We start from the raw sequence: 20,454 nt of genomic DNA on the forward strand, positions 1-20,454 counted from the left end.
TCAGCTCTGTCCCCCACTCGTCCCCGTGAGCTGTGCTGCCAGCTCCTCGACCGACCATTCCCGCGCGGTCCGTGCGTGCCATCCGGCCTCGGCGTAGGCCCGGTCCCGGTCTTCCGTCTCCGGGTCGCTGGGTGGGCCGGTGAGAACGATGGCGATTCGCCGCTCGGGCCAGGCCAACTCGGCAGGCCAGGCCTGATCGCCCAATTCGTAACCCACCACCGGCGCGGGCAGGTCCTGCCGTGCGAGCTGCTGCACGAGGAGTTCCAGTGTGCTCTCGTCCCGGTCCAGGTACCGCAGCACCTCACGCCACGGCGACTCGTCGTCAACCGGCTCCCGCTGGGCGGGTACCGGCTGAAGCGCGACGCCGAGCCAGGTGGCGGTCTCCTCGTCCAACGGAAGCGCGCGCTGAGCCAGCACCAGACCGGTTCCCTCGCTGACCGCCATGGAGACCGGGTCGAAGACGTCCAGGGTCGAGACCACGAGTTGTCCGGCGTCCCCGCCGCCGTCAGCGAGGAACTGGATCACGTTGCCCCAGGCAAGCCAGGCGGCCCAGCGCTGCTTGTGTCCCGCACCCGCCACCGCGGCCGGCAGGTCGTCGAGCACGGCGAGCGCCGAGAACGTCGGCGGCTTGCTGCGGCCGTCCACGAGCACCGTCACCGGGCAGTCGGCGTTGTCCCGGGAGCGGGCGACCATGATGTGCCGGGCCGTGGTGGGGGGCAGTGGCTCTCCGCGAAGGGCGGCCAGCACCCGTTCCGCGACCCCGCCGGAGTCGGTGCCGCTGTTCGCCTCCGCCTGCTTGAGCGCGCCCCAGAGGGTCGCTTCCGCACGCCGCTGCCAACGCGTCAGATCCGGGTCGGCGAGGAAGCGCATCAGCTGCTCGACCGGGTTGACCCAGATGGTCTCCTCGAGTTCGTCCGGGTCCGCTCCGGGCAGGAACTGCCGATACCGCTCCCGGGCGACCTGCTTGCAGATTCCGCCGTACGGCACCCACCGTCCCTGCCCCTCCGGGCTTCCCCAGGTCTTGACGTCGTCCCAGGTGGCGGCGAAGACCAGGTAGCCGTGGGCGCGCAGTCGGGCCCGTTTCTCGGCGTCGTCGGCCAGGCGGTTGTACTGCGGGGTGGCGTGGTACTTGAAACCGTCGAGATAGACCGCCACCTCTGGGGACGGCGCGTCGAGGCGGGTGAAGTGCACGTCGGGTCGGGTGCCCTTGACCGTGTTCTGCAGCTTCATCTGCCAGTGCGTGACGCTCTGCCCACCCTGACTGACGAATCTCAGATCGGCGATCCGGGCGCCGTCGTGGTCGCGGCGCCGGTCGATGCGCAGCCCGGAGCCCGGCGTCTCGCCAACGTGCAGCAGCTTGGTCAGGAACTGCAGCTCCAACTCGCTCTCCACCTGATGGATCAGCGAGATCTCGTCGGTGCGGGTGCCCTCCTCGACGCCCCAGCTGTCGAGGAGCTTGTCCAGCATGCTCAGCGCCTCGTCGCGGCTCATCAGGGCGAAGTGTTCGTTGCGGGCGTAGCGGAGCAGGCACCGGTGGCACACCGGTTTTGCCTCGTGCCGGCAGTCGCAGTCGGCGATGCGCTGCCGGGCCAACTCCAGGACGGCCCGGAACTCCTCGGGCCGGGCGAGCCGGTGAAGGTAGCCGGTGCCCTGGGGTTGGGTGTCGTAGACGACCACGAAGTTGCGGGTGCCGTCGCTCTGCCCGTCGGGCATGGTGGCCGAGAGGGCCTGCAGGTGGGCCGGCTCGCCGCCGTACTGGGCGGCGATGCCGAGCTTGACGGCGGCAGCGAAGGAGAGCAGTCGCTCCTGCACCATCGCGGTGGCTGCCGGGATTAGGATGCGCAGCGCCTCGGTTTCCAGTTCGTGGCCCAGGATCAGGTCGACGTGCGCGTCCGGCGCCGCCGCTGAACGCCGGTACGGGCACCAGGGGCGGTGATGCTCGGCCCCTTGTACGACCGTCGCACCGGAGGCCTGCGCCGCGAGTTGCTGGCTCGCCGCCGGAAGGCCGTCCACGGTGGTGCCACCGCAGGAGGTGCAGGTGTGGAACCGGTTGATCCGCACCTCGTTGCCGGCGAAGAGTTCGGCGGCCCGGTCGTAGCGCTGGGCGCCCAGGTTGAAGTGGCGGATCATGGCGTACCGGGTGTAGTCGACGCCGAAGGTGTCGTGCGCGTGCCGCCACGACGACTCGACCTTGGCCGGATCGACGTCCACGGCGACGGTGGTCGCGTAGAAACGGCGGTCACGGTCGTCGCTGTCGTCACGGATCCGGGCGTCGTCGCGCTTGTCCCGGCTGTAGACGCGGGTCGGCTGCAGTACCTGGAAGAGCCGGCCGTGGTCAGCGATGCCCCGGTCCTGGCACCGGGGGCAGGCGCTGGTGTCCTCCTTGGCCAGATGGGTCCGCACGTAGCCGCACTGGGCGCAGACGCGCCACTGCTCGTACGCGGGCCGGTCGGCCGGGCCGACGTCGAGCCCGGAGATCTCGTGCCGGTAGCCGCGCACGTAGTAGCTGTTGCCGGGGGCGATCTCGACGAGCGCCTGGCGGGTCGGGCGGGCGTACTCGCGCAGTTCGCTGTGGTACCGGCGGTCGCCGGCGGTCTGCTCCTCCCAGGTCAGGGTGGCTTCCAGGTCGGTGCGGCTGTCGATGAGCGCGTAGTTCGGCAGCAGCCCGAACTCGACCAGCGTGCCGTGCGCGGCGGCGGCGCTGACCTCCCGCAGCCGGCGACGGACCGCGCCCTCCTCCGCCTTGAGCATCCTGATCTCGCGGGCGTGGTCGGGGTCGCTGGGCACCAACGTGCCCCGGGCAGCGGCGATGTCCTGGAGCCGCCGCCGTAGATCGGCCAGCCGCTCCTCCCACGCCTCGTCGGCCTCCTTGACCCGGTGGACGATCCCGTCGACCGCGAACTCGCGCAGCTGGTCGGCGGCGGCTCGTAGGATCTTGTCGCCGAAGAGCGCGAGGAAGTCCTCCACCAGCCGGGCGCTGTCGCGGCGGCCCGCTTCGGCGAGGTTGGCCAGCCAGCCGTTCGCCCCGAACAGGACGTGCGCCCGCCGGGGCATCGGCAGCACCCCGGGCAGCCGGCCACGGGCGGCCAGGTCGATCAGGTGTGCCAGGTACTGCCGGCGCAGGATCTCCACGGCGGAGAGGAAACAGCCGGGCGGCACGATCTGCCCAGCGATCATGTCGCGCGGCTCGGTCAGGTAGTAGCGGTCCCGTTCGCTGCGGCCGACCAGGGTGAGCACGAGGGCGTTACCGCTCTTGCGACCGGCGCGGCCAGCGCGCTGCACGTAGTTTGCCGGCCCGTGCGGCAGGGAGGCCAACACGACCGCGGAGAGCGCCCCGATGTCGATACCCATCTCCAGGGTGGGGGTGCAGGACAGGACGTTGGGGTCGGTGTAGCGCTGCCCGTCGCGGAACTTCTTCTCCACGGTTTCCCGCTGGGCGCGGGTCAGCATGCCGGTGTGCTCGCCGGTGACGACCCGGAAGACGGAGCTCTCCAGGTAGAGCCGCCGGTAGTAGTCGTCCGGTGCGGTGTCGTCGTGGGCGGCGCGGAGCAGGCCGCGGCAGCGGTACTGCCGGCACGGCTGGCCGATCCAGTCGGTGACCCGGTCGGGGTGTTCGGTCTGCTGCCAGTGGCAGGTGTCGCAACCGACTCCCGCGCGTACGGCGTCGGCGTCGTCGAGCCGGGTGACCCGCAGGTGGCCGGGCATCAGCCCGTACACCGTGTTGCCGTCCTCGGTCTCGCCGGCCGCGACGACGCCGGCGGCGGCCAGGGCCGGCAGCAGCCGGGTGAGGTAGCCGGCGGTGTCGCCGGGGTCCATGCCGAGGCAGCGGGAGGTCCAGTCCTGGTACCAGTTGCCGCGGGCGGTGATCGCGTCGAACTCGGAGCGGGTCTTCGGGGACGCCAGCAGGAACGCCGGCGCCGACACCCCCTTCGGGAAGGCGGGCATGCCGGCGGGGCGGCCACCCCAGACCTGCCACCGGGCGCCACCGCGTTTCAGGTACGGCACCAGCCACTCGTGGTAGACCGCGCCCCGGGTCCGGAGCCGTTCCAGCAGGCCGCGGAGGAAGGCGAGGTAGCGGGTGTCGTCCGGCGGCGCGGCGCCGAGCTGGCCGGGGCCGGTGAGGTGGACGTCGCGGCAGATCGCGGCGGCCTTCGCGGGTTCGTCGAGTGCGACCTCGACGGCGACGCTGCGGGTCAGTTCCAGCGTGCGGCCCTGCCGGGAACGCAGCCCGGTCTCCATGACGGTGGCGAAGACGAGCCGTTCGCTGATCAGCGACCAGGTCTCCCGGCTGCCGGTGTGCTCACCGGCGAGGAGACTGTCGACGCCCGGCTGGTCGTGCAGGTCGGGCGGAACGACGGTGGAGAGGATCTCCGGCCGCGCCGCCTCCTCGACCATCCTGGCCACCAGGTCGTCCAGCCCGATGGACTCGCGGGGCGACAGCTGGTCGGCCAGGAGGGAGCGCAGGGAGAAGGCGTACGAGCGGTTGGCGACGAACCCGGCGCGGTGCGCGGCGTCCTGGACGGAGTCGTTGAACAGCAGCGTCTTCTGCTCGCGCTCGGCCAGCTCACCGCCGGTGAAGAGCTGGGTGATCGCCACCGAGGCGAGGGTGGCCAGGCCGGCGCCGAGGAACCGGATGCCGTGGTCCATCTGGCAGGAGGGGCACCGGTCCTTCTCGGCCGCGTCGATCGCGGACAGGTCGCCGAGGACGGCGATGGCGTCGTCGCTGGTCTCCTGGTCGCGCTGCGGGTCGAAGGGGCGCATCCGGCGGCCGTACTCCAGGACCAGCAGGCCGGCGGAGCCCTGGCGGACCTCGTCCCCGGTGGCGGCGATCAGCGCGCGGACCCGCCGCTTGTCCCGCCCGACGCTGGCCCGGTAGATCTTGTCCGGGTCGGTCTCCAGCTCCTGCGGGTCCTTCTCCGGTGACAGGGCCGCCCAGCCGGAGCGGCCGCAGTGCCGGCAGTAGACGGCCGGCAGCCGCGGGTAGCGGTTGTCGGCCACCGCCACGTCGGCGTGCGGGGCGTACGGGTCCAGCTCGCGGGGCGCCTCGCCGTACCAGCCGAAGGCCGGCTGGTGGGAGGTGCCGCGCAGGAGCCGCGAGACGGCCCGTACCCACAAATGGGTTTCGATGTTGAGTAGCGGGCGGCCCGGCGCGTCCGGGTTCTGCGCCATGGACAGCAGGCCGACGAAACGGGCGAGGGCCTTCGCGGTGACCTCGGGGCGGGTCTTCATGGCGCTGCCCCAGCCGGTGGCGTTCTTGCGCGGCAGCACGTCGATGATCTCGTCGAGCGTGCCCGGCCGTGCCTGCAGCGAATCGAGCACCGCCTTGGTCAGCGGGTGCCGGCGCAGCAGCTCACCGAGCCGGGTCGGGTCGTCGAGGCAGCGCTCGCCGAGCACCAGCTCGGCGAGTTCGGCCATCATCCGCCCCGGGTCCCGGTCGTCGACCGCGGCGAGCTGCTCCGGGCTGGGCAGCGGCAGGTTGAAGTCCTGCCGGGCGATGAACTCGCCCGGCTCGTAGCGGTCCTCCCCCACCAGCGAGTCGGGCTCGAAGGCGACCCCGAAGACCTGCTCGGCGACCTCCCGGATCGCGGTGCGGCCGTCCCGACCGCCGCCCTCACCCAGGGTGGCGGAGGTGGCCACCGGGCAGATCCGTCCGAGCGGCCGGCCCGGCTCGTCGAGGCCGAGCGCGGCGGCGAGCCGGCGCAGCAACATCGCCACGTCGGTGCCCTGCGCGCCGTCGTAGGTGTGGAACTCGTCCAGCACCACGTACGCCGGCTCGGTTCCCTCCCACAGCGGCAGGTCGTCGGCACGCTGGAGCAGAAGATCCAGCATCTTGTAGTTGGTGATCAGGATGTCCGGTGGGGTGCGCCGCATCTCCGACCGTTTGGTGAACACGTGCGGGTACTCGATCGCGGCGACGTCACCGATGTAGAGGCCGGCGGTGACCCCGGCCAGCGCCGGGTCGGTGAGCAGCTCGTTGATGCGGGCCGTCTGGTCGGTGGCGAGGGCGTTCATCGGGTAGAGCAGGATCGCCTTGATGCCGGCCTTGCCCTGCTGCCGCCGGCGTCGGCAGTGGTCGAGCACCGGAATCAGGAACGACTCGGTCTTGCCGGAGCCGGTTCCGGTGGTGATCAGCGTCGGCTCGGCCGCCTTCCCCTTCGTCGAGAGCCGGGCGAACGCCTTCGCCTGGTGCAGGTAGGGGGTGAAATCGACGGGCGCCCAGTCCAGGCACCCTCGCCAGTCGCCCTCCGCCGGGCGGAAGGGGGTGCGGATCCGCAGGTACGGGCCGCGAAAGATGCCCTGCTCCGGGTGAGAGAGGAAGCCCTCCAGACCCTGGCGTACGCCCTGCTCGGTCAGACCGAAGGTGGTCGTCAGGTACTGCGTGAGGGTCCGGCGCAGGGTGTCGGCGGCGATCGTCGGTCTCATGAGCGGATCACCGCCGCATGCTACTGCACCCCTTACCGGCCCTGACCTGCTCGACAGCCTGGACCATGCGTGAGTCGGATTCGCGACACCTCTCGACGGTCGTCCGCCTCTGACACGGCAGCCGCCGTTTGAGATTCCGCTGGCGGGAGCGGGTGGAGGCGGCGCGACCACCGCGTGACTCGATCCGCGAACTCGCCCGCCGGCACGGCGTCCGCCGGTCGACGATCTGGCGAAAGATCCGCTCCGCTGGTCGAATGGCAGCCCCGATGGGGGATGTGACGAGGCAAGGAGTTCGACCTATGGCAACGGATGCCCTCGACGGCCCGGTTCCGGAGGAAGCCGCACCTGGGCAGCGGGTCCTCGACCTCCTGGACAAGGCGATCGCCATGCAGAGCCCACTGGTGCGCAAGAACATCGCCAGGGCCCGTCAGCGGAACCCGGAGGCGACCCCGGCAGAGGTGATCCGCAGCCTGGAGCGAATGTACGTCAGCGCGTTGACCGGGACGGGTGCTGCGGTGGGGGGAACTGCAGCCGCGCCCGGCGTCGGCACGGGCGTGGCACTGGCGCTGTCGGCCGGTGAGGCTCTCTCGTCTCTTCAGCTGAGCGCCCTCTTCGCGCTCTCGATCGCCGAGGTTCACGGAGTCCCCATCGACGAGATCGAGCGCCGCCGCACGATCGTGATGGGGATCATGCTCGGCGGGTCGGGCTCCGCCACCATCACCAAGGTCGCCGAGCGTACGGGGCAGCACTGGGGGCGCCAGGTCGTCGCCAAGGTGCCTGCCGAGACGTTGCGTCAGATCAACAAGGTCTTGGGGAGACACTTCGTCACGAAGTTCGGGGCCAAGCAGGGAATCATCGTTCTCGGTCGGGTAGCGCCGTTCGGTATCGGCGCGGTGATCGGTGGTGGCGCCAACGCCGCCCTCGCCACGCTGGCTGTGCGGGCCGCTCGACGGGCATTCGGCCCACCCCCGACGTCGTGGCCCGGCTAACGCGCACGCACTCAGGTGTGGCGGCTGCCGAAGGAGATGCCCCCGTGCACGTCGCGCGCCTGCACGACCGCCCCGCCGACGTCGCCGGAGACGGTGTTCGTCACGTTGCCCGAGTGAGTCGCGACCACAGCCTGGACCTGGGCGAAGCGGGCGCGGAACTCCGCGTCGAAGGCGGGGTCGCGCAGCGCCTCCTGTTCGAGGAGGGTGGCGAGACGACAAGCAGTGTCCGGTGCCGGTGGGCGGCTGCCCTCGACCAGTTCCTGCACGGCAGCCTCATCGCGAAATCGACGTCGGAGGAACTCGGTCAGCCCGGTCACCGCCGACCGGGCGCCCTCGGCGAGATTGTGGTCGCCCAGGCGACCAGCGTGGTCGCCGCCGCGAGCATGAGCGGGTCGTCCACTGCGCACCGCCAGTTTCGACGACGGTCGGCATCTGGCCCTCGATGCATACTGGGCCGACTTCGAGCAGCGGTTCTGGAGGGCCGGGTCGCCGGGGTTCTGAAAGCTGGAGCGGCAGCAGACGTTCAAGGAGCCCAACGACGAGGGCTGGCAGGCGTTCGCCGCCGGCCGGTGGCAGGAGTCGCTGCGGATCCTGGATGCACGACGTCCGGAATTCGAGGACTACTACCGGCGGACCGGGTCGCCTCCGCAGAGACGGGCGGACCGCTACCGGCGATCTCCACCCTCGGCACCGACGTGACTCGCTGAACCGCCTTCTCGTCGACGAGGCCGTCCGCGCCGCCCTCTTCGTCATCTGCGACACCGCCGGTGTGGGCAAGACCGCCTTGACCGGGACGGGCACTCAGGGTGCCGGAGTAGTCCAGGGGTGTCCTGTTTGGACTGATCTTATTCTGGGAGCCCGGATGAGGAGCGAGCACGACACCAGCCCGACCGGTGAAACGAATTGTTTCCCCTACGGTCAGCAACGTCTGGCGACACCGTTTTCCCGATTCGTCGGGCACGGTTCAGGTCGAACGTCGAGCGAGTTACAAAGCGTTGCTCGCGACCGCAAAAATGGTGTCTGCTGGATTTACCGACGCTCGCCACACTCCCCCGACCGGTCAATGACGATACAGATGCAATCCTGTGCATACACCCCCAGCCGAGCCAACCCCTATATTCTCCGCCGACCCCTAGATCCTCCCGTCGGCCCGCGTTCCCGCTGGTAGTGGCACCGCTCTTGAGGGGTGGCTGGATCCGCCACCCTCGCCGACCGCGGCAAACCAGCAAGCTTCGGCTCGCGACCCGGGACGACACGCGGCCTTGTAGAAACGGTTAACGCCGTCGATACTCTTGCATAGATAACTGTCGCCCAGTAGCGTTCCCGCCACTGCCGACCGGCAGTCCGAATGAAGGGGGAACGTCATGGCGCTCCGCGATGTTCTGCACGCACTCAACGAGACCGAACTGGTCGCCGCTCCGACCGAGGCCCGCCTCGGCGGCGAGGGTCAGGTCAGCCCGGCTCGCGTCGCCGAGCAGGCGTCCGAGGAGGCGTTCGACGCTCCGATGATGGTGCTCAGCCAGATCAACGAAGCCTGATCAGCGAGCACTGAGGGTGGCCGGGCCGGTCTCGTGAGGCCGGGCCGGTCACCCGACCCTCGATCTTCGGCTCCAGAATGGATGAGTTCCTCGCATGAGTGAATCTGACCGTCTCGTTTCCCTGCTCGACGATGACTTCATGGACTCTCGCTGGGGTCGGGACCACGTCATCTGGCGGGGGGCAGCGGACCCCACCACCTACATCGACCTGGAGGAGATCAACGCGCGCCTCGACGCCAGTCTCCTCCGGTGGCCCTACTTCACGTTGCTGCGCCACGGCGAACAGCCGCCCGTGCACACGTACACCAGCCGCCGGGACGTCATCGGTCATAAGCGCGACGGCTTCCCCGCCCCCGGAGCGATCCGCCGGCTGATGGCCGACGGCGCCTCCCTGAAGTTGAACCAGCTGGCCGACTGGCACCGCCCGACCCGGGACCTGCGTGACCGACTGGAGGCCGTCACGTCCGCGGCCGTGCAGTCGTACGTCTTCTGGACCCCGGCCGAGCAGCGCGGCATGCTCCCGCACCGCGATGCCGCCCACGTCCTCGCCATCCAGCTGGTAGGTCGCAAGGAGTGGCACCTGTACGCGGAGCCCGAACAGGTCGCCAGCACGGCGGGGCTCGACGTCGATGCGTCCAGGCCCACGCACACGTTCGTCCTCGAACCGGGCGACGTGCTCTACCTTCCGCACGGCTGGCCGCATGACGCCGTGGCGTCGGGCGGCGAGTCAATGCATCTCACCTTCACCCTGACCGAGCCGTCCCCGGAGGACCTCGTCGAGGCGCTCGTGGAGCGGTTCACGACCGCCCAGACCGACCTGGTGCACCGCCACCACGCCCGGTCGTTGGAGAGCAAGACCCGCGAGGTACAGGCGGCTCTGCGGCACGAAGCGCAAGACCTCGCGTCGGACGAATGGGTCGGCCTGGCGCTCGCAGCGATGAGGAAGCGGTGAATCCATGACGGTGACAGCCGAAGGGCCGGCAACCGAGGTGACCGGTGTCGTCCCGACCACCCTGGACGACCTGGTCGGTGACCCGGCCCGATTCTTCGCGCAGCATTGGGGGAACCAGCCCGTCGTCCTGCGCGCGCACAGCGATCTCTCCACGCTGATCTCCGAGGAGGAGATGTGGGAGGAACTGGAGTGCGGACTGCTGAGCCGGCCGTACTTCACGATGTTCAACGAGGGCGTCCGCACCGCGATCAGCGACATGACGCAGACGCGCTCCGTCGTCGGCCACGAACTGGCCGGGTACGTGAAGCCCGAGCAGATCAGGCAGGACTTCGCCGCCGGCGGCACGTTCAAGTTCAACCAGGCCGAGCACTGGCACCCGCGGATCCGCGCGCTGGTGCAGGGAATGCAGCCACACTTCCGTGGCGGCCTGGAGTCGTTCGTCTTCCTGAGCCCGCCGCGCAAGACGGCCATGAACGCCCACATGGACGGGGCGCACGTCTTCGTCCTCCAGGTCGCCGGCACCAAGGACTGGGTCATCGGGCGGATCGACGAGACGGCCATCAGCGACTCCGCCCTGCACGAGGGGGAGATCCGGCCGGACCTGCGGATGGAGACCACGCTGCGACCGGGTGACGTGCTCTACATGCCGCACGGCTGCCCGCACTACGCCACCTCGACGGACGTCAACTCGATCCACATCGCCGTCACCATCGAGGAACCGACGGCCGTGGACCTGGCGAACGTCTACCTGGCGAGCCTGCTGGCCGACGAGCGGTTCACGGCGCTCTCCCAGCGACACCACGCGATGCCGCTGGCGGAAAAGGTCGAGCAGCTGAGGAAGCTCATCGACGAGTTCCTGGGCGAAACCGACCCGGACCAGCAACTCGCCGCCGCCGTCACGCTACGGCGGCTGCATAGGTGACGATGACGCTCGCCCAGCTCGCCGGCAGCTGGTTGACAGGAGGCGGGCCCGCGGCCCTCGTCGACGGGACCGTCCGCACGCGTTCCGTGGCGCAGACCCGGGCCGAGCTGGTGCCGCTGCTCCCCCGGTGGGGCATCACCCGCGTGGCCGAACTGACCGGCCTCGACATCATCGGCGTGCCGGTCTTCTCGGCTGTACGGCCGGGTGCCGCGACCCTCGTCGCGAGCGCCGGTAAGGGCCTGTCGGACGACGCCGCCTGGGTGTCGGCGGTCATGGAGTCGATCGAGGTGGCCGCAGCCGAGACCTTCGCCTGCGCCGACCCGCTGGTCGGCACGGCGGCGGAGATCGGCTGCGGCTACCACGTCGAGGACCTGCCACTGCACCCGGTCTCGGTGGCCGCCGACTCGACCGTGCTGGAGTGGACAGCCGGCCTCGACCTGGTGACCGGCGCTGCGGCCCGGGTGCCCGTCGCGGCGGTCGGCCTGCGCGGGTGGACGGAGCAGCGGTGGCAGCCGCCGCTGTTCGTCACCACCACCAACGGCCTGGCCGGCGGCAACACCCACGTCGAGGCCGCCCTGCACGGGCTGCTCGAGCTCGTCGAACGCGACGCGCTGAGCCGCGTCGGCCCTCGGTCTGAGCGGGTGCCGACGTCACCGGCCGCCGTCGGCCCACGCGTCGCGGCGCTGGCCGAACTGGTCCGCGACGCGGGAGCGACCATCGAGCTGGAGTTCCTCGCCAGTCTGCCCGGCACGGCCACCTGCGTGTGCTACCTCTCGCAGTCCGAGATGCCGCAACTCTTCGGCGGCTCCGGATGCCATCTCGATCCGGAGATCGCCGCGGAACGCGCCGTACTGGAGGCGATCCAGAGCCGGGCGTCGGTCATCAGCGGCACCCGGGACGACATCCCCGCCACCGTCTACCACGGCGCCATGACGCTCGGCCGCCAGCGGCGGGCCACCGCCGGCGCCAGGGCCGTGCCAGATCCGCGGTCGCTGCACGGGGCGGACGTCGCGGGGCTGCTCGGCGGGCTCGCCGCCACCGTCACCGAACGGACCGGCCGGCCGGTGATCGCGGTCGACCTCACCCCGGACGAAGCCGGGTTCCCCGCCGTCGTGCAGGTCTTCGCCCCAGGCATGACGCCCGCCCCGGAGGCGCCGCGACCCACGGCCGACGGTTGGAGGGGGCCGTGACGGGCCGCCGGGTGGCCTTCGTCGGGCCCAGCCTGCCCGCCGGCGCCCGGCAACGGCCGGACGTCGAGTACCTGCCGCCGGCCCGCCACGGCGACCTGTTCCGCCTCGGGCTCGGACCGGGCGACGCCGCCCTGGTTGTCGATGGCGTCTACCAGCACTTCGCGCCACTGCGCCACAAAGAGATCCTGGCCGCACTGTCCCACGGCGTCCGGGTGTTCGGTGCCGCCAGCATGGGCGCGCTACGCGCGGCGGAGCTGGCCGACTGCGGCATGACCCCGCTCGGGCGGGTCGCCGCCGCGTACCGCACCGGCGAACTGCGCTCCGACGCCGACGTCGCCGTGCTGCACTCCGCCGAGGAGGATCACCGGCAGTTCACCGTCGCATCGGTGTCGGTCCACTTCGGCGTACGCGACCTCACCGCCGCCGGTCGCCTTTCCCCCGAGCAGGGCGAGGGCCTGCTCCGCGTGACCTCGGGCCTGCACTACATGACCCGTTCCCCGGCCGCGTTGCGCGCCGAGGCCGACGCGGCGGGCCTCAGCGCGGAGATGGCATTGCTGCTCGACCACCTCGCCGCCGGCGGTGACGTGAAACGCCAGGACGCGCTCGACGCCGTACGCACGCTGGCCGGACCGATCACCGGGGCGACGACGTCGACACGATGGACCAGCTCGTACGGGACCGAATGGGCCCTGGACAGCACCCCGCTGGTGGCAGGTTCGACCGTCACCCGTCGACAGGCGTTGGCCTGCCTGCAGCTGTTCGACGCCAGCTACCCGCAGCGGCACCGGGCCTACGTCCACCGGGTGGTGCGCGACACCAACGGAGCGGCCACGCCGGCGGCGATGTTCGCCGCCGCCGGGATCGACGCGAGGATCGCCGCGGACCGGTTCGGCGCCCCCACGGCCGCGGCCGCCGACTGGAGTGTCGAGGACCGAGCGCTGGTCCGGACGTTCCGGTTGCCGCCGGGGCGGTGCGTCTACGCCGACCTGCCCCCCGAGGCGATGGCGGACAGGTCCCCCGCGACGGTCGCCGGCTGGTACGCCCGGCTGGCCGGCGGCGACTCCAGTACGCAGCAGTGGCGGGAACTGCTCGGTGAACTATGGTCGGCGCCTACCCCGCAGGAGTTGACGTTGAGCGCTCTGGAACGCGGCTTCCGTGACCTGGACGAGGCCCTGCGGCTCGCCCGGCCGTTCTCCGCCCGGCTCGTCCGGTCACTCGCCGGCGCGGAGGCGTCATGAGCGCGGGAGGCGGGACGACGTTCCTCGATGAACTGGTGCGTGAGCCCCGGCTGTCCGCGCTGCCAGTCTGCGGCGAGAACCTCATCGTCAGTCGCATCGACGTGCCGGACCCGCGCGCCGACCGACTCAACCCGACGCTGGTCTGCCACCGTCGCGGTCCGGACGGCACCTGGGAACCGGTCTGGGCCGCGCGTGGCACCGTCGCCACGCTGGTCGGTGGCGAATCCGTCGCGTACGCCGCCGGCGCGGAGATCCGCCTGCGCGGCCCGGACGGGGTCGAGCACCCGCTGTGCCGGGTCGACGGCCGGGTGGTGGCGCTGCTCGCCGGATCCGACCGGCTGACCTGCCTGGTGCAGCAGACGCACGCGTCGTCGTCCCGGGTGCCGGCGACGCTGGGCGGGGCGGACGTGGTGTGGTTCGCCGACTCGTCCGCCTCGCTGGGCGGTGTCCGCCGCGCGGAGGGCGGCTGGCGGGTCGTGCAGCTCGACCCCACGCGGAGCACCGAGCCGCACAGCTTCGTACCGCGGTTGCCCGCGGGGGCGAACCTGACCGGTGAGGCCGCGTGGTTGGGCGACGAACTCGTCCTCGGCACGGTGTACGATCTGCTCGATGGCCGGCGCAGGTTCGGCCTGGTCACGGTCGACGCCACCGGCTCGATCGGACGCGAGTTGAGGGTGCCCGACATCGACCTGACGGGGCTCGTCGCGTCGCCGGAGGGCCGCAGGCTGGCTTGCCTCGGTACGTCGGTGCCGGTCGGCGACGAGCATCCCGTGCAGTTCCCGTGTCTCATCGACACCGACTGGCGTTACACCCCCGTCGATCGCGGTGACGACCTGTGGCAGCAACCGCGCGCCTGGTCCGGAGAAGACGTCCTGCTCTGCACCGCCGAGGACGGGCCGGTTCGCCGCCTGCTGCGCCACGACCTGCGAACGGGCGCCCGGGAACCCTTCGAGGTGGCTGGTTCCGTGCTGGACGTCGCGACGCACGGCACCCGGACGGTGGTCCTCACCTCGGCACTCGACACGCCGCCATCGGTGCGGGCGATCGACGACGACGGCTCGACGGAGGCCGTGGAGCGGGCGGGAGGCCCGGCGCTGCCCGGTCGGCTACGCCGGCTGACGTTGCCCGACCCCGCCACGGGGGTCGAGTTCGGTGGCTGGCTGTGTACGCCCGACGACCGGCCGCCCGCCGGTCTGGTCGTGGTGTTCCACGGTGGCCCCCTGAAGAGCTGGACCGACTGGGCGTGGCGGTGGAGTCCCTGGCCGTGGGTGGCCGCCGGGTACCAGGTGGCGCTGCTGGAGCCGCCCATGTCGCTCGGCTACGGCAACGCCGGCATCGCCGCCGGCTGGCGCCAATGGCGTACGGGCATCGGGGCTGTCGCGGTCGAGCAGGTCCGGGCGGTGCTGCGGCTCACCGGTGTTCCTGCTCCGTTGGCCGTGATGGGCGGCAGCTTCGGCGGCTACCTGGCGCTGCTCACCGCGGCGGAACTGGCACCACGGCTCGTGGTCGCGCACGGCGCGCCGGTGGACCTGCGGCAGACCGCCTCGGTCAGCGACGTCGGCTGGCAGTGGATCCGCGAGTACGGCGACCCGGACACTCGCCGGTCCGCGTACGACGAGCAGAGCCTGCCGTACGACAGCGTCCCGGCCGGGACCCGCGTGCTTGTCTCCCACGGCCTCGCCGACGATCTGGTGCCGGCGAGCGAGTCGGTGCGGCTGCACCGGTCGCTGCTGCGCCGCTCGGTCCGCAGCGAACTGGCGATCTTCCCGACAGAGGGGCACCCGCTGCTGCGGCCGAGAAACCTGCGGGCCTGGTTCGACTGGGTCCTGGCGGCACTCGCCGCGCAGACGCCGCTCGACGGCGTCGGCCCCGTGCCCGTCGCCGGCGACCTGGCCGGGACGGCCCGTGGCTAGGCCGGTCACCCGCTCACAGCTCGTCGCGGGCCTGGTGGAGCTCGGTGTCGAGACCGGCGACACGGTGCTGGTGCACTCGTCGCTGTCGGCGTTCGGTTTCGTGGCGGGCGGCTCCATCACCGTGTGCCAGGCGCTGGCGGCGGCCGTCGGCCCGACCGGCACGATCGCCATGCCGGGCTTCACGCCGCAGTTGGTTCACCCGGCGGCGTGGCGTCCCGAACGGCTCGACGGCGCCGACCCCCTGACGATCTCCCAGGAGATGCCGGCGTTCGACGTGGCGGCCACCCCCGTCGCGGCGACGATCGGGGCGGTGCCGGAGTGCTTCCGTGGCCTGCCCGGCACCGTACGCTCCGACCATCCCCACACGTCGTTCCTGGCCAACGGAGCCCTCGCCGCCGACGTGACCGGCCACCACCCGGTGTCGTACCGGCTATCCGGCGCGGGTCCCCTCGGGCGGCTCTGGGACGCGGGCGCGAAGATCCTGATGCTCGGCACGTCGTGGAACTCGTGCACGGCGCTGCACCTCGCGGAGTACAGCACCGCCTACCCGGGTCGAAGTCGCGGCCGGTGGCCGGTGCCGCTGCCGGGTCCGGCCGGGGTGTCCTGGGCCGCCGCGGACGAGCTGCTGGTGTGGGAGGGAGACTTCGACGCCCTCGGCGACGCCTTCGAACGGGCGCGGCCGGAGGCCGTCACGGTGGCCACGGTCGGGGCCGCCACCTGCCGCCAGGTCGGCATCCGGGAGCTGGTGCGGTTCGCCGAGGGCTGGCTGGCCGAGCATCGTGACCTGCGGGGTGGACTCGCTCCCCCGGGATGGGTGAACATCTGCGACGCCGCCGACGCGTTGCCCGTCCCGGCGCTGCGGGAGCACCCTGCCACAGAAGGAGAACCATGAGCACCGCCGATGTCGTGTTGCGTCCGGTGACCGGAGCCGACCTGGACCTGTTCGAGGTGGAGTTCGCCACGGAGTCCGGCACCGGCCCCTGGCAGTGGTTCGGCTTCACCCCGACGCACGGGCTGCGCCGCCGCTTCGCCGAGACCGGCCTGCTCGACGCCGACGGGGGCGTGCTGACCGTGGAGGTCGACGGCGTGACGGTGGGTCGGGTCGAGTGGTTCCCAGCCTCGTGGGGGCGCCCCGCCACGTCCATGTGCTGGACCATCGCGGCGGGGTTGCGCGCGGCGTACCGGGGTCGGGGTATCGGCACGGCCGCCCAGCGGCAACTCGCGGAGTACCTCTTCCTGCACACCCGCGCCCAGCGGGTGCAGGCGTTCACCGACGTGTCGAACGTCGCCGAACAGCGTGCGCTGGAGAAGGCCGGCTTCGAGCGGGAGGGCGTCATCCGCTCCGGCCAGTGGCGGCAGGGCGAGTGGCACGACCAGGTGCTCTACTCGATCCTGCGCCAGCCCGCGCAGGGTGGGCCGACCGCATGACCACGATCACCGGGCCGGTACGCGTCGAGCGGCTCGACAACGGCCTCACCGTCCTGGTGCGTCCGTTGCCCGGCGTTCAGGCCGCCGCCACCTGCCTGCACTATGGCGTCGGCTTCCGCAACGAACCGGTGCCCGGCGCGGCCCACCTCGCTGAGCATGTGCTCAGTGGGTTCTCCGCCGCCGGGGCGGGTTACCTGGACGACATCGCCCGGCTCGGCGGGTCCACGAACGCCCGGACCTCGCTGGACTACACGCAGTATCTCCAGGTCCTGCCCGCCGGGGGCCTCGATGTCGCCCTGCGTCTGGAACGCGACCGTATGGCGACCCCGGCGCTGACCGCCGAGCGGGTCGGTGAGCAGGTGGCCGTGGTGCAGGCGGAGATCCGGCGCAACATCCTGCAGCGGCCGCACGGCGGCCTGGTGCTGTTCGGCCTGCCCGCTCTGCTGTTCCCGTCGTTCGCGCACGGCCACAACGGCTACGGCGATGTGGACGCCCTGGCGCAGGTGAGCCCGGCGCAGCTGCAGGACTTCGTGGACGACTACTGCCAGCCGGCCAACGCGTGGCTCGGCATAGCCGGCGACGTCGATCCCGATGCGGTGGTCGCCGAGGCCCGGGAGGTCTTCGGAGGCCTGCCGCGCGCGGGACGCCGACCGATCGTGCCGCCCGCCGACGCGGTGCCGGAGACGGGACGGACGGCCGTGCGCCGGGACCCGTCCGCCTCCACCGCGTGCACCGCCATCGGTCTGCGTACGGCGGACCCGGCGCGGTCGCGGTCGGAATACCTGGCCACCGTCGCGCTGACCGAACTGCTCGACGCCACCCCGGCCGGGCTGCCGCTGGCCGACGCGTCCGGGCTACGGTTCCGGTGGCGGGTCAACCGCACCGGGAACCCGTTCGACGTGCTGCACCCGAGCATGGTGGCCGCGCAGGCCAACCATCCGGCGGAGTTGTCCGGACAGGACGTGGAGGACCAGTTCCGGCAGGTGCTCGGCAAGGTCGCCGACGCCGGGTCGGAGCTGGACGTCGCCCTGACGGCGGTGACCCGCCAGGCGGCGCTCGCCATCCATTCCGATCTCGACTCGCTGGTCAGCCTCGCGTCGTGGACCTGCATCGGCACCCACCTGTTCGCTGACCCGTGCTACTACGACACCCTGCCCGGGCTGCTGCGCGCGGTGCCTGCCGAGGATGTCCGGGCCGTCGCGGACGCTCTGGCCTCGGCGCCGGCGGCGCGCATCACGAGCCTTCCGTCGGCGACGATGCCGTGCAGCCCGGAGGTGACGCGGTGACGACACCGGTCGAGTTCCGACCACCGCCCGTCGAGTCCGTGCCGCTGGGGGCGGCCGGCGGTCACCTCGTCGTCGTCCCCCGCCCCGGCGAGCTGACCGAGGTACGCGTGGTGCTGCCCGCCGTACCCGTGGAGTCCGGTCACACCGGGCGGGTGCAGACCGTCGCCGAGGCTCTACGCCGGCACCTCGGCGAGGCCCTGGCCGGCACTGCGGACCTGCGCGTCGAGTCCCGGCCGGACCGGATCGTCGTCTCGGCGCGGGCCCTGCGCGAGGACGCGGGCACGGTGGTGCGGCAGGTCGGCGCCGCGCTGGCCGCCACCGCGCTGGGCGAGCTGGACCTGCGACGGGCGGCCGAGGCCGTACGGACACGGGTGGCGGCGGGTGTCGCGCACCCCCTCACCACAGCCCGGACCGCCTTCCTGCGGGCCGTCTACGGCAGCCACCCACTGGCGGAGGAGGGGGCGGACCTCGCCCCCGACCTGTCCGCGTGCGCGCCCACCACGGTGGTGCGTGACATCGAGTTCTCCCGGTGCTCGGTGGTGCTCGTCGGCGGCGCGGACACGGTGGCCCCGGTGGTGCGGTCCGCGTTCGAGCCGGTCGGCGCGGCGGCGACCCGCCCCGGCGCCCCGGCGGTGGTACGCCGGCCGGCACCCCGCGTCGGACGCGTCACCGATCCGCGGGCCACCGGGGATCTGCTCCGGCTCGGGACGCTCGGGCCGGCCCGCGACCACGCGGACTACCCTGCCCTGCAACTGGCGACGCTGATGCTGGGCGGCTACTACGCGAGCAACCTGACCAGGATCCTGCGGGAGCGGGAGGGCCTGTCGTACGCGCCGCGCGCCGTGCTCGATCCGGTGGCCGACGCCGCCACCCTGGTCATCGAGGTCGACGTCACCAGTGGACGCGCCACCGAGGCGACCGGTTTCGTGCGCGAGGCATACGATGCGCTGTCGGCCGCCGGGGCCGCCACGGCTCTCGGCACGGCCCGCACCTTCGCGATTGGCTCGATGTCGCTGGCGTGCTCGTCGCGCTCCGGGATGGCGTCGGTGCTCGCCGGCGTCCTCGGGGCGGGGCTGGAACCGTCCTGGTTGGCCGGTTACGCCGAGCGGCTCGGTGCCGTGGGGTCAGGGACGCTCAGCGCGGCCCTGGACCGGCACTGGGCATGGGACCGCCTCGCCGGGGTGGTCGTCACCGCTGAGGATTGTCCCCCGTCCGAAACGAGTGAGTCATGATCGCGACCATTACCGGGTTCCTCCGGAACACGTACGCGCCGCTGCGCGGGCCCGCCCGCACCCTCGGCGTGCTCCACCTCGTCGACAGCATGGGCAACGGCCTCTTCCTCGCCGGCGCCATGGTGTACTTCGTGACGGCGGCCGGGCTGCCGGCGGCCCAGGTGGGCCTCGGCCTCTCCTTGGCCGGTATCGCCGGCTTCGTTTCGAGTGTGCTGCTCGGCAAGATGGCCGACCGGACAGGCGCGAGGCCACTGCTGGCCACGCTGCTGTTCACGCTGGCGGGCTGCTTTCTGCTCTACCCGCTCGTCGACTCGGTGTGGTTCTTCTTCCTGCTGATCAGCCTCATCGGTGCCCTCGAGTACGGCTGCGGTCCGGCGTTCGGCACGCTCATCATGGACCTCGTGCCCGAGCCCGACCGGGTGCCGGCGCGGGCGGCGCTCCGCTCGCTGTTCAACATCGGCTTCTCGGCCGGCTCGCTGCTGGCCGTCGCGCTCATCGGCACGGGGTCCACGGCCTGGCTGCAACTCCTGCCGCTCGGCAATGCTGTGACGTTCATCGTGTCCGGGCTGCTGGTCCTGCGCCTTCCCGCCACGCCGACGCCGCCGAGCGTGAACAGCGGCCGGCGGTTCGGCGCGCTACGTGACCTGCCGTTCCTCACCGTGGTCGGCGCATCGGGCCTGCTGGCGCTGCACGGCGCCGTCCTGGTGGTCGGCCTTCCGCTGTGGCTGGTGACCCGCACCGACCTGCCCAACTTCGTGGTGCCGCTCTTCCTCACCGTCAACACCGCGCTGGTCGTCCTCTTCCAGGTGGTCGCCTCGCGGGGAGCGGACACCATCGCCGGCGCCGCCTCGGTGGCCCGGCGCGCCGGACTGGTCTGCCTGGCCGCGTGTCTGCTGCTCGCGGTCACTCCCAGCGCTGGCGTGTGGGGCGCGGCGATCGCCGCCGTCGTCGCGTTGCTGCTGTTCACGCTGGCGGAGCTGTGGCAGTCGGCGAGCGCCTTCGGGCTGGGCTTCGGGTTGGCGGGCACGCAGAACCGCGGCGAGTACCTGGGCGCCTTCAACCTGCACATCGTCGTGCAGGCCGCCATCGGACCGGCCCTGGTGACCTATCTCGTCGTGTCTGTCGGCGCGCTCGGTTGGGTGGCCCTCGGGCTGATCTTCACGCTGAGCGCGCTGGTCATCGGCCCGGCTGCCCGACGGGCGGCGGCCGCCCAGCGTCTCCAGTCGGGCGAGGAACGGGACGCGCCGCCGGCAGACCCGCCCGGCGAGCCACAGTCGGGCGAGCAGCCGTCCGCGACGGCGCAACCGTAGTCACCCGCGGCCGACGCGGCCCACAGGTCGGCG

The 20,454-nt window shown here is 71.9% G+C and carries 14 protein-coding genes; 12 read left to right on the plus strand and 2 right to left on the minus strand.

Annotated features, from left to right (window positions below):
• The gene (locus GA0070560_RS15160) at positions 1-6,423 is read right to left on the minus strand and encodes a DEAD/DEAH box helicase (protein WP_091296993.1); all 6,423 of its coding nucleotides are present in this window, start codon (positions 6,421-6,423) and stop codon (positions 1-3) included.
• 299 nt (positions 6,424-6,722) lie between these two features.
• On the opposite strand from GA0070560_RS15160, the gene GA0070560_RS15165 reads away from it, so the two are divergent.
• Positions 6,723-7,412 (plus strand): hypothetical protein, encoded by a 690-nt coding sequence (locus GA0070560_RS15165; protein WP_091296996.1) that lies wholly within the window; start codon positions 6,723-6,725, stop codon positions 7,410-7,412.
• A gap of 11 nt (positions 7,413-7,423) precedes the next feature.
• Here GA0070560_RS15165 and GA0070560_RS15170 read toward each other — a convergent pair whose 3' ends face one another.
• On the minus strand, positions 7,424-7,678 hold the full coding sequence (locus GA0070560_RS15170) for a hypothetical protein (RefSeq protein WP_091296999.1): 255 nt from the start codon (positions 7,676-7,678) through the stop codon (positions 7,424-7,426).
• A 1,098-nt stretch (positions 7,679-8,776) separates the two neighbouring features.
• Between GA0070560_RS15170 and GA0070560_RS28725 the strand changes: the two genes are divergently transcribed.
• From GA0070560_RS28725 to GA0070560_RS15220, 11 genes are all read left to right on the plus strand, one after another.
• Positions 8,777-8,950 carry a hypothetical protein gene (locus GA0070560_RS28725; RefSeq protein WP_170839414.1) on the plus strand — a complete coding sequence of 58 codons (174 nt, stop codon included), beginning with the start codon at positions 8,777-8,779 and terminating at the stop codon, positions 8,948-8,950.
• 139 nt (positions 8,951-9,089) lie between these two features.
• Entirely contained in the window at positions 9,090-9,902 is an 813-nt protein-coding gene (locus GA0070560_RS15175) for a JmjC domain-containing protein (RefSeq protein ID WP_170839415.1), read from the plus strand.
• A gap of 4 nt (positions 9,903-9,906) precedes the next feature.
• Complete coding sequence (locus GA0070560_RS15180) at positions 9,907-10,824, plus strand: JmjC domain-containing protein (RefSeq protein WP_091297007.1); 918 nt, start codon at positions 9,907-9,909, stop codon at positions 10,822-10,824.
• Between the two features lie 2 nt (positions 10,825-10,826).
• A complete protein-coding gene (locus GA0070560_RS15185; RefSeq protein ID WP_091297010.1) occupies positions 10,827-12,014 on the plus strand; it encodes a YcaO-like family protein in 1,188 nt (395 codons plus the stop codon).
• Positions 12,011-13,252 (plus strand): TfuA-like protein, encoded by a 1,242-nt coding sequence (locus tag GA0070560_RS15190; RefSeq protein WP_170839416.1) that lies wholly within the window; start codon positions 12,011-12,013, stop codon positions 13,250-13,252. The genes GA0070560_RS15185 and GA0070560_RS15190 overlap by 4 nt, the downstream gene beginning before the upstream one ends.
• Positions 13,249-15,165, plus strand: a complete 1,917-nt coding sequence (locus GA0070560_RS15195) for an alpha/beta hydrolase family protein (protein ID WP_091297016.1) — start codon at positions 13,249-13,251, stop codon at positions 15,163-15,165. The genes GA0070560_RS15190 and GA0070560_RS15195 overlap by 4 nt, the downstream gene beginning before the upstream one ends.
• Positions 15,158-16,057, plus strand: coding sequence for an AAC(3) family N-acetyltransferase (locus tag GA0070560_RS15200; protein WP_091297020.1), 900 nt, complete (start codon positions 15,158-15,160; stop codon positions 16,055-16,057). Before GA0070560_RS15195 ends, GA0070560_RS15200 begins: the two co-directional genes overlap by 8 nt.
• Positions 16,054-16,593 carry a GNAT family N-acetyltransferase gene (locus GA0070560_RS15205; protein ID WP_091297023.1) on the plus strand — a complete coding sequence of 180 codons (540 nt, stop codon included), beginning with the start codon at positions 16,054-16,056 and terminating at the stop codon, positions 16,591-16,593. Before GA0070560_RS15200 ends, GA0070560_RS15205 begins: the two co-directional genes overlap by 4 nt.
• Positions 16,590-17,879 carry a M16 family metallopeptidase gene (locus GA0070560_RS15210; RefSeq protein WP_091297027.1) on the plus strand — a complete coding sequence of 430 codons (1,290 nt, stop codon included), beginning with the start codon at positions 16,590-16,592 and terminating at the stop codon, positions 17,877-17,879. The genes GA0070560_RS15205 and GA0070560_RS15210 overlap by 4 nt, the downstream gene beginning before the upstream one ends.
• A complete protein-coding gene (locus tag GA0070560_RS15215; protein WP_170839417.1) occupies positions 17,876-19,111 on the plus strand; it encodes a M16 family metallopeptidase in 1,236 nt (411 codons plus the stop codon). The genes GA0070560_RS15210 and GA0070560_RS15215 overlap by 4 nt, the downstream gene beginning before the upstream one ends.
• Entirely contained in the window at positions 19,108-20,421 is a 1,314-nt protein-coding gene (locus tag GA0070560_RS15220; protein WP_091297032.1) for an MFS transporter, read from the plus strand. The genes GA0070560_RS15215 and GA0070560_RS15220 overlap by 4 nt, the downstream gene beginning before the upstream one ends.
• The last annotated feature ends 33 nt before the right edge of the window (positions 20,422-20,454 follow it).

The organism is Micromonospora halophytica, from assembly GCF_900090245.1.
GTDB lineage: Bacteria > Actinomycetota > Actinomycetes > Mycobacteriales > Micromonosporaceae > Micromonospora > Micromonospora halophytica.

What these genes read in the sequence shown, in the direction of transcription:
- GA0070560_RS15160 (WP_091296993.1), bottom strand. Translation starts at nt 6,423, where the DNA reads ATGAGACCGACGATCGCCGCCGACACCCTGCGCCGGACCCTCACGCAG.
- GA0070560_RS15165 (WP_091296996.1), top strand. Translation starts at nt 6,723, where the DNA reads ATGGCAACGGATGCCCTCGACGGCCCGGTTCCGGAGGAAGCCGCACCT.
- GA0070560_RS28725 (WP_170839414.1), top strand. Translation starts at nt 8,777, where the DNA reads ATGGCGCTCCGCGATGTTCTGCACGCACTCAACGAGACCGAACTGGTC.
- GA0070560_RS15175 (WP_170839415.1), top strand. Translation starts at nt 9,090, where the DNA reads ATGGACTCTCGCTGGGGTCGGGACCACGTCATCTGGCGGGGGGCAGCG.
- GA0070560_RS15180 (WP_091297007.1), top strand. Translation starts at nt 9,907, where the DNA reads ATGACGGTGACAGCCGAAGGGCCGGCAACCGAGGTGACCGGTGTCGTC.
- GA0070560_RS15185 (WP_091297010.1), top strand. Translation starts at nt 10,827, where the DNA reads ATGACGCTCGCCCAGCTCGCCGGCAGCTGGTTGACAGGAGGCGGGCCC.
- GA0070560_RS15195 (WP_091297016.1), top strand. Translation starts at nt 13,249, where the DNA reads ATGAGCGCGGGAGGCGGGACGACGTTCCTCGATGAACTGGTGCGTGAG.
- GA0070560_RS15205 (WP_091297023.1), top strand. Translation starts at nt 16,054, where the DNA reads ATGAGCACCGCCGATGTCGTGTTGCGTCCGGTGACCGGAGCCGACCTG.
- GA0070560_RS15210 (WP_091297027.1), top strand. Translation starts at nt 16,590, where the DNA reads ATGACCACGATCACCGGGCCGGTACGCGTCGAGCGGCTCGACAACGGC.
- GA0070560_RS15220 (WP_091297032.1), top strand. Translation starts at nt 19,108, where the DNA reads ATGATCGCGACCATTACCGGGTTCCTCCGGAACACGTACGCGCCGCTG.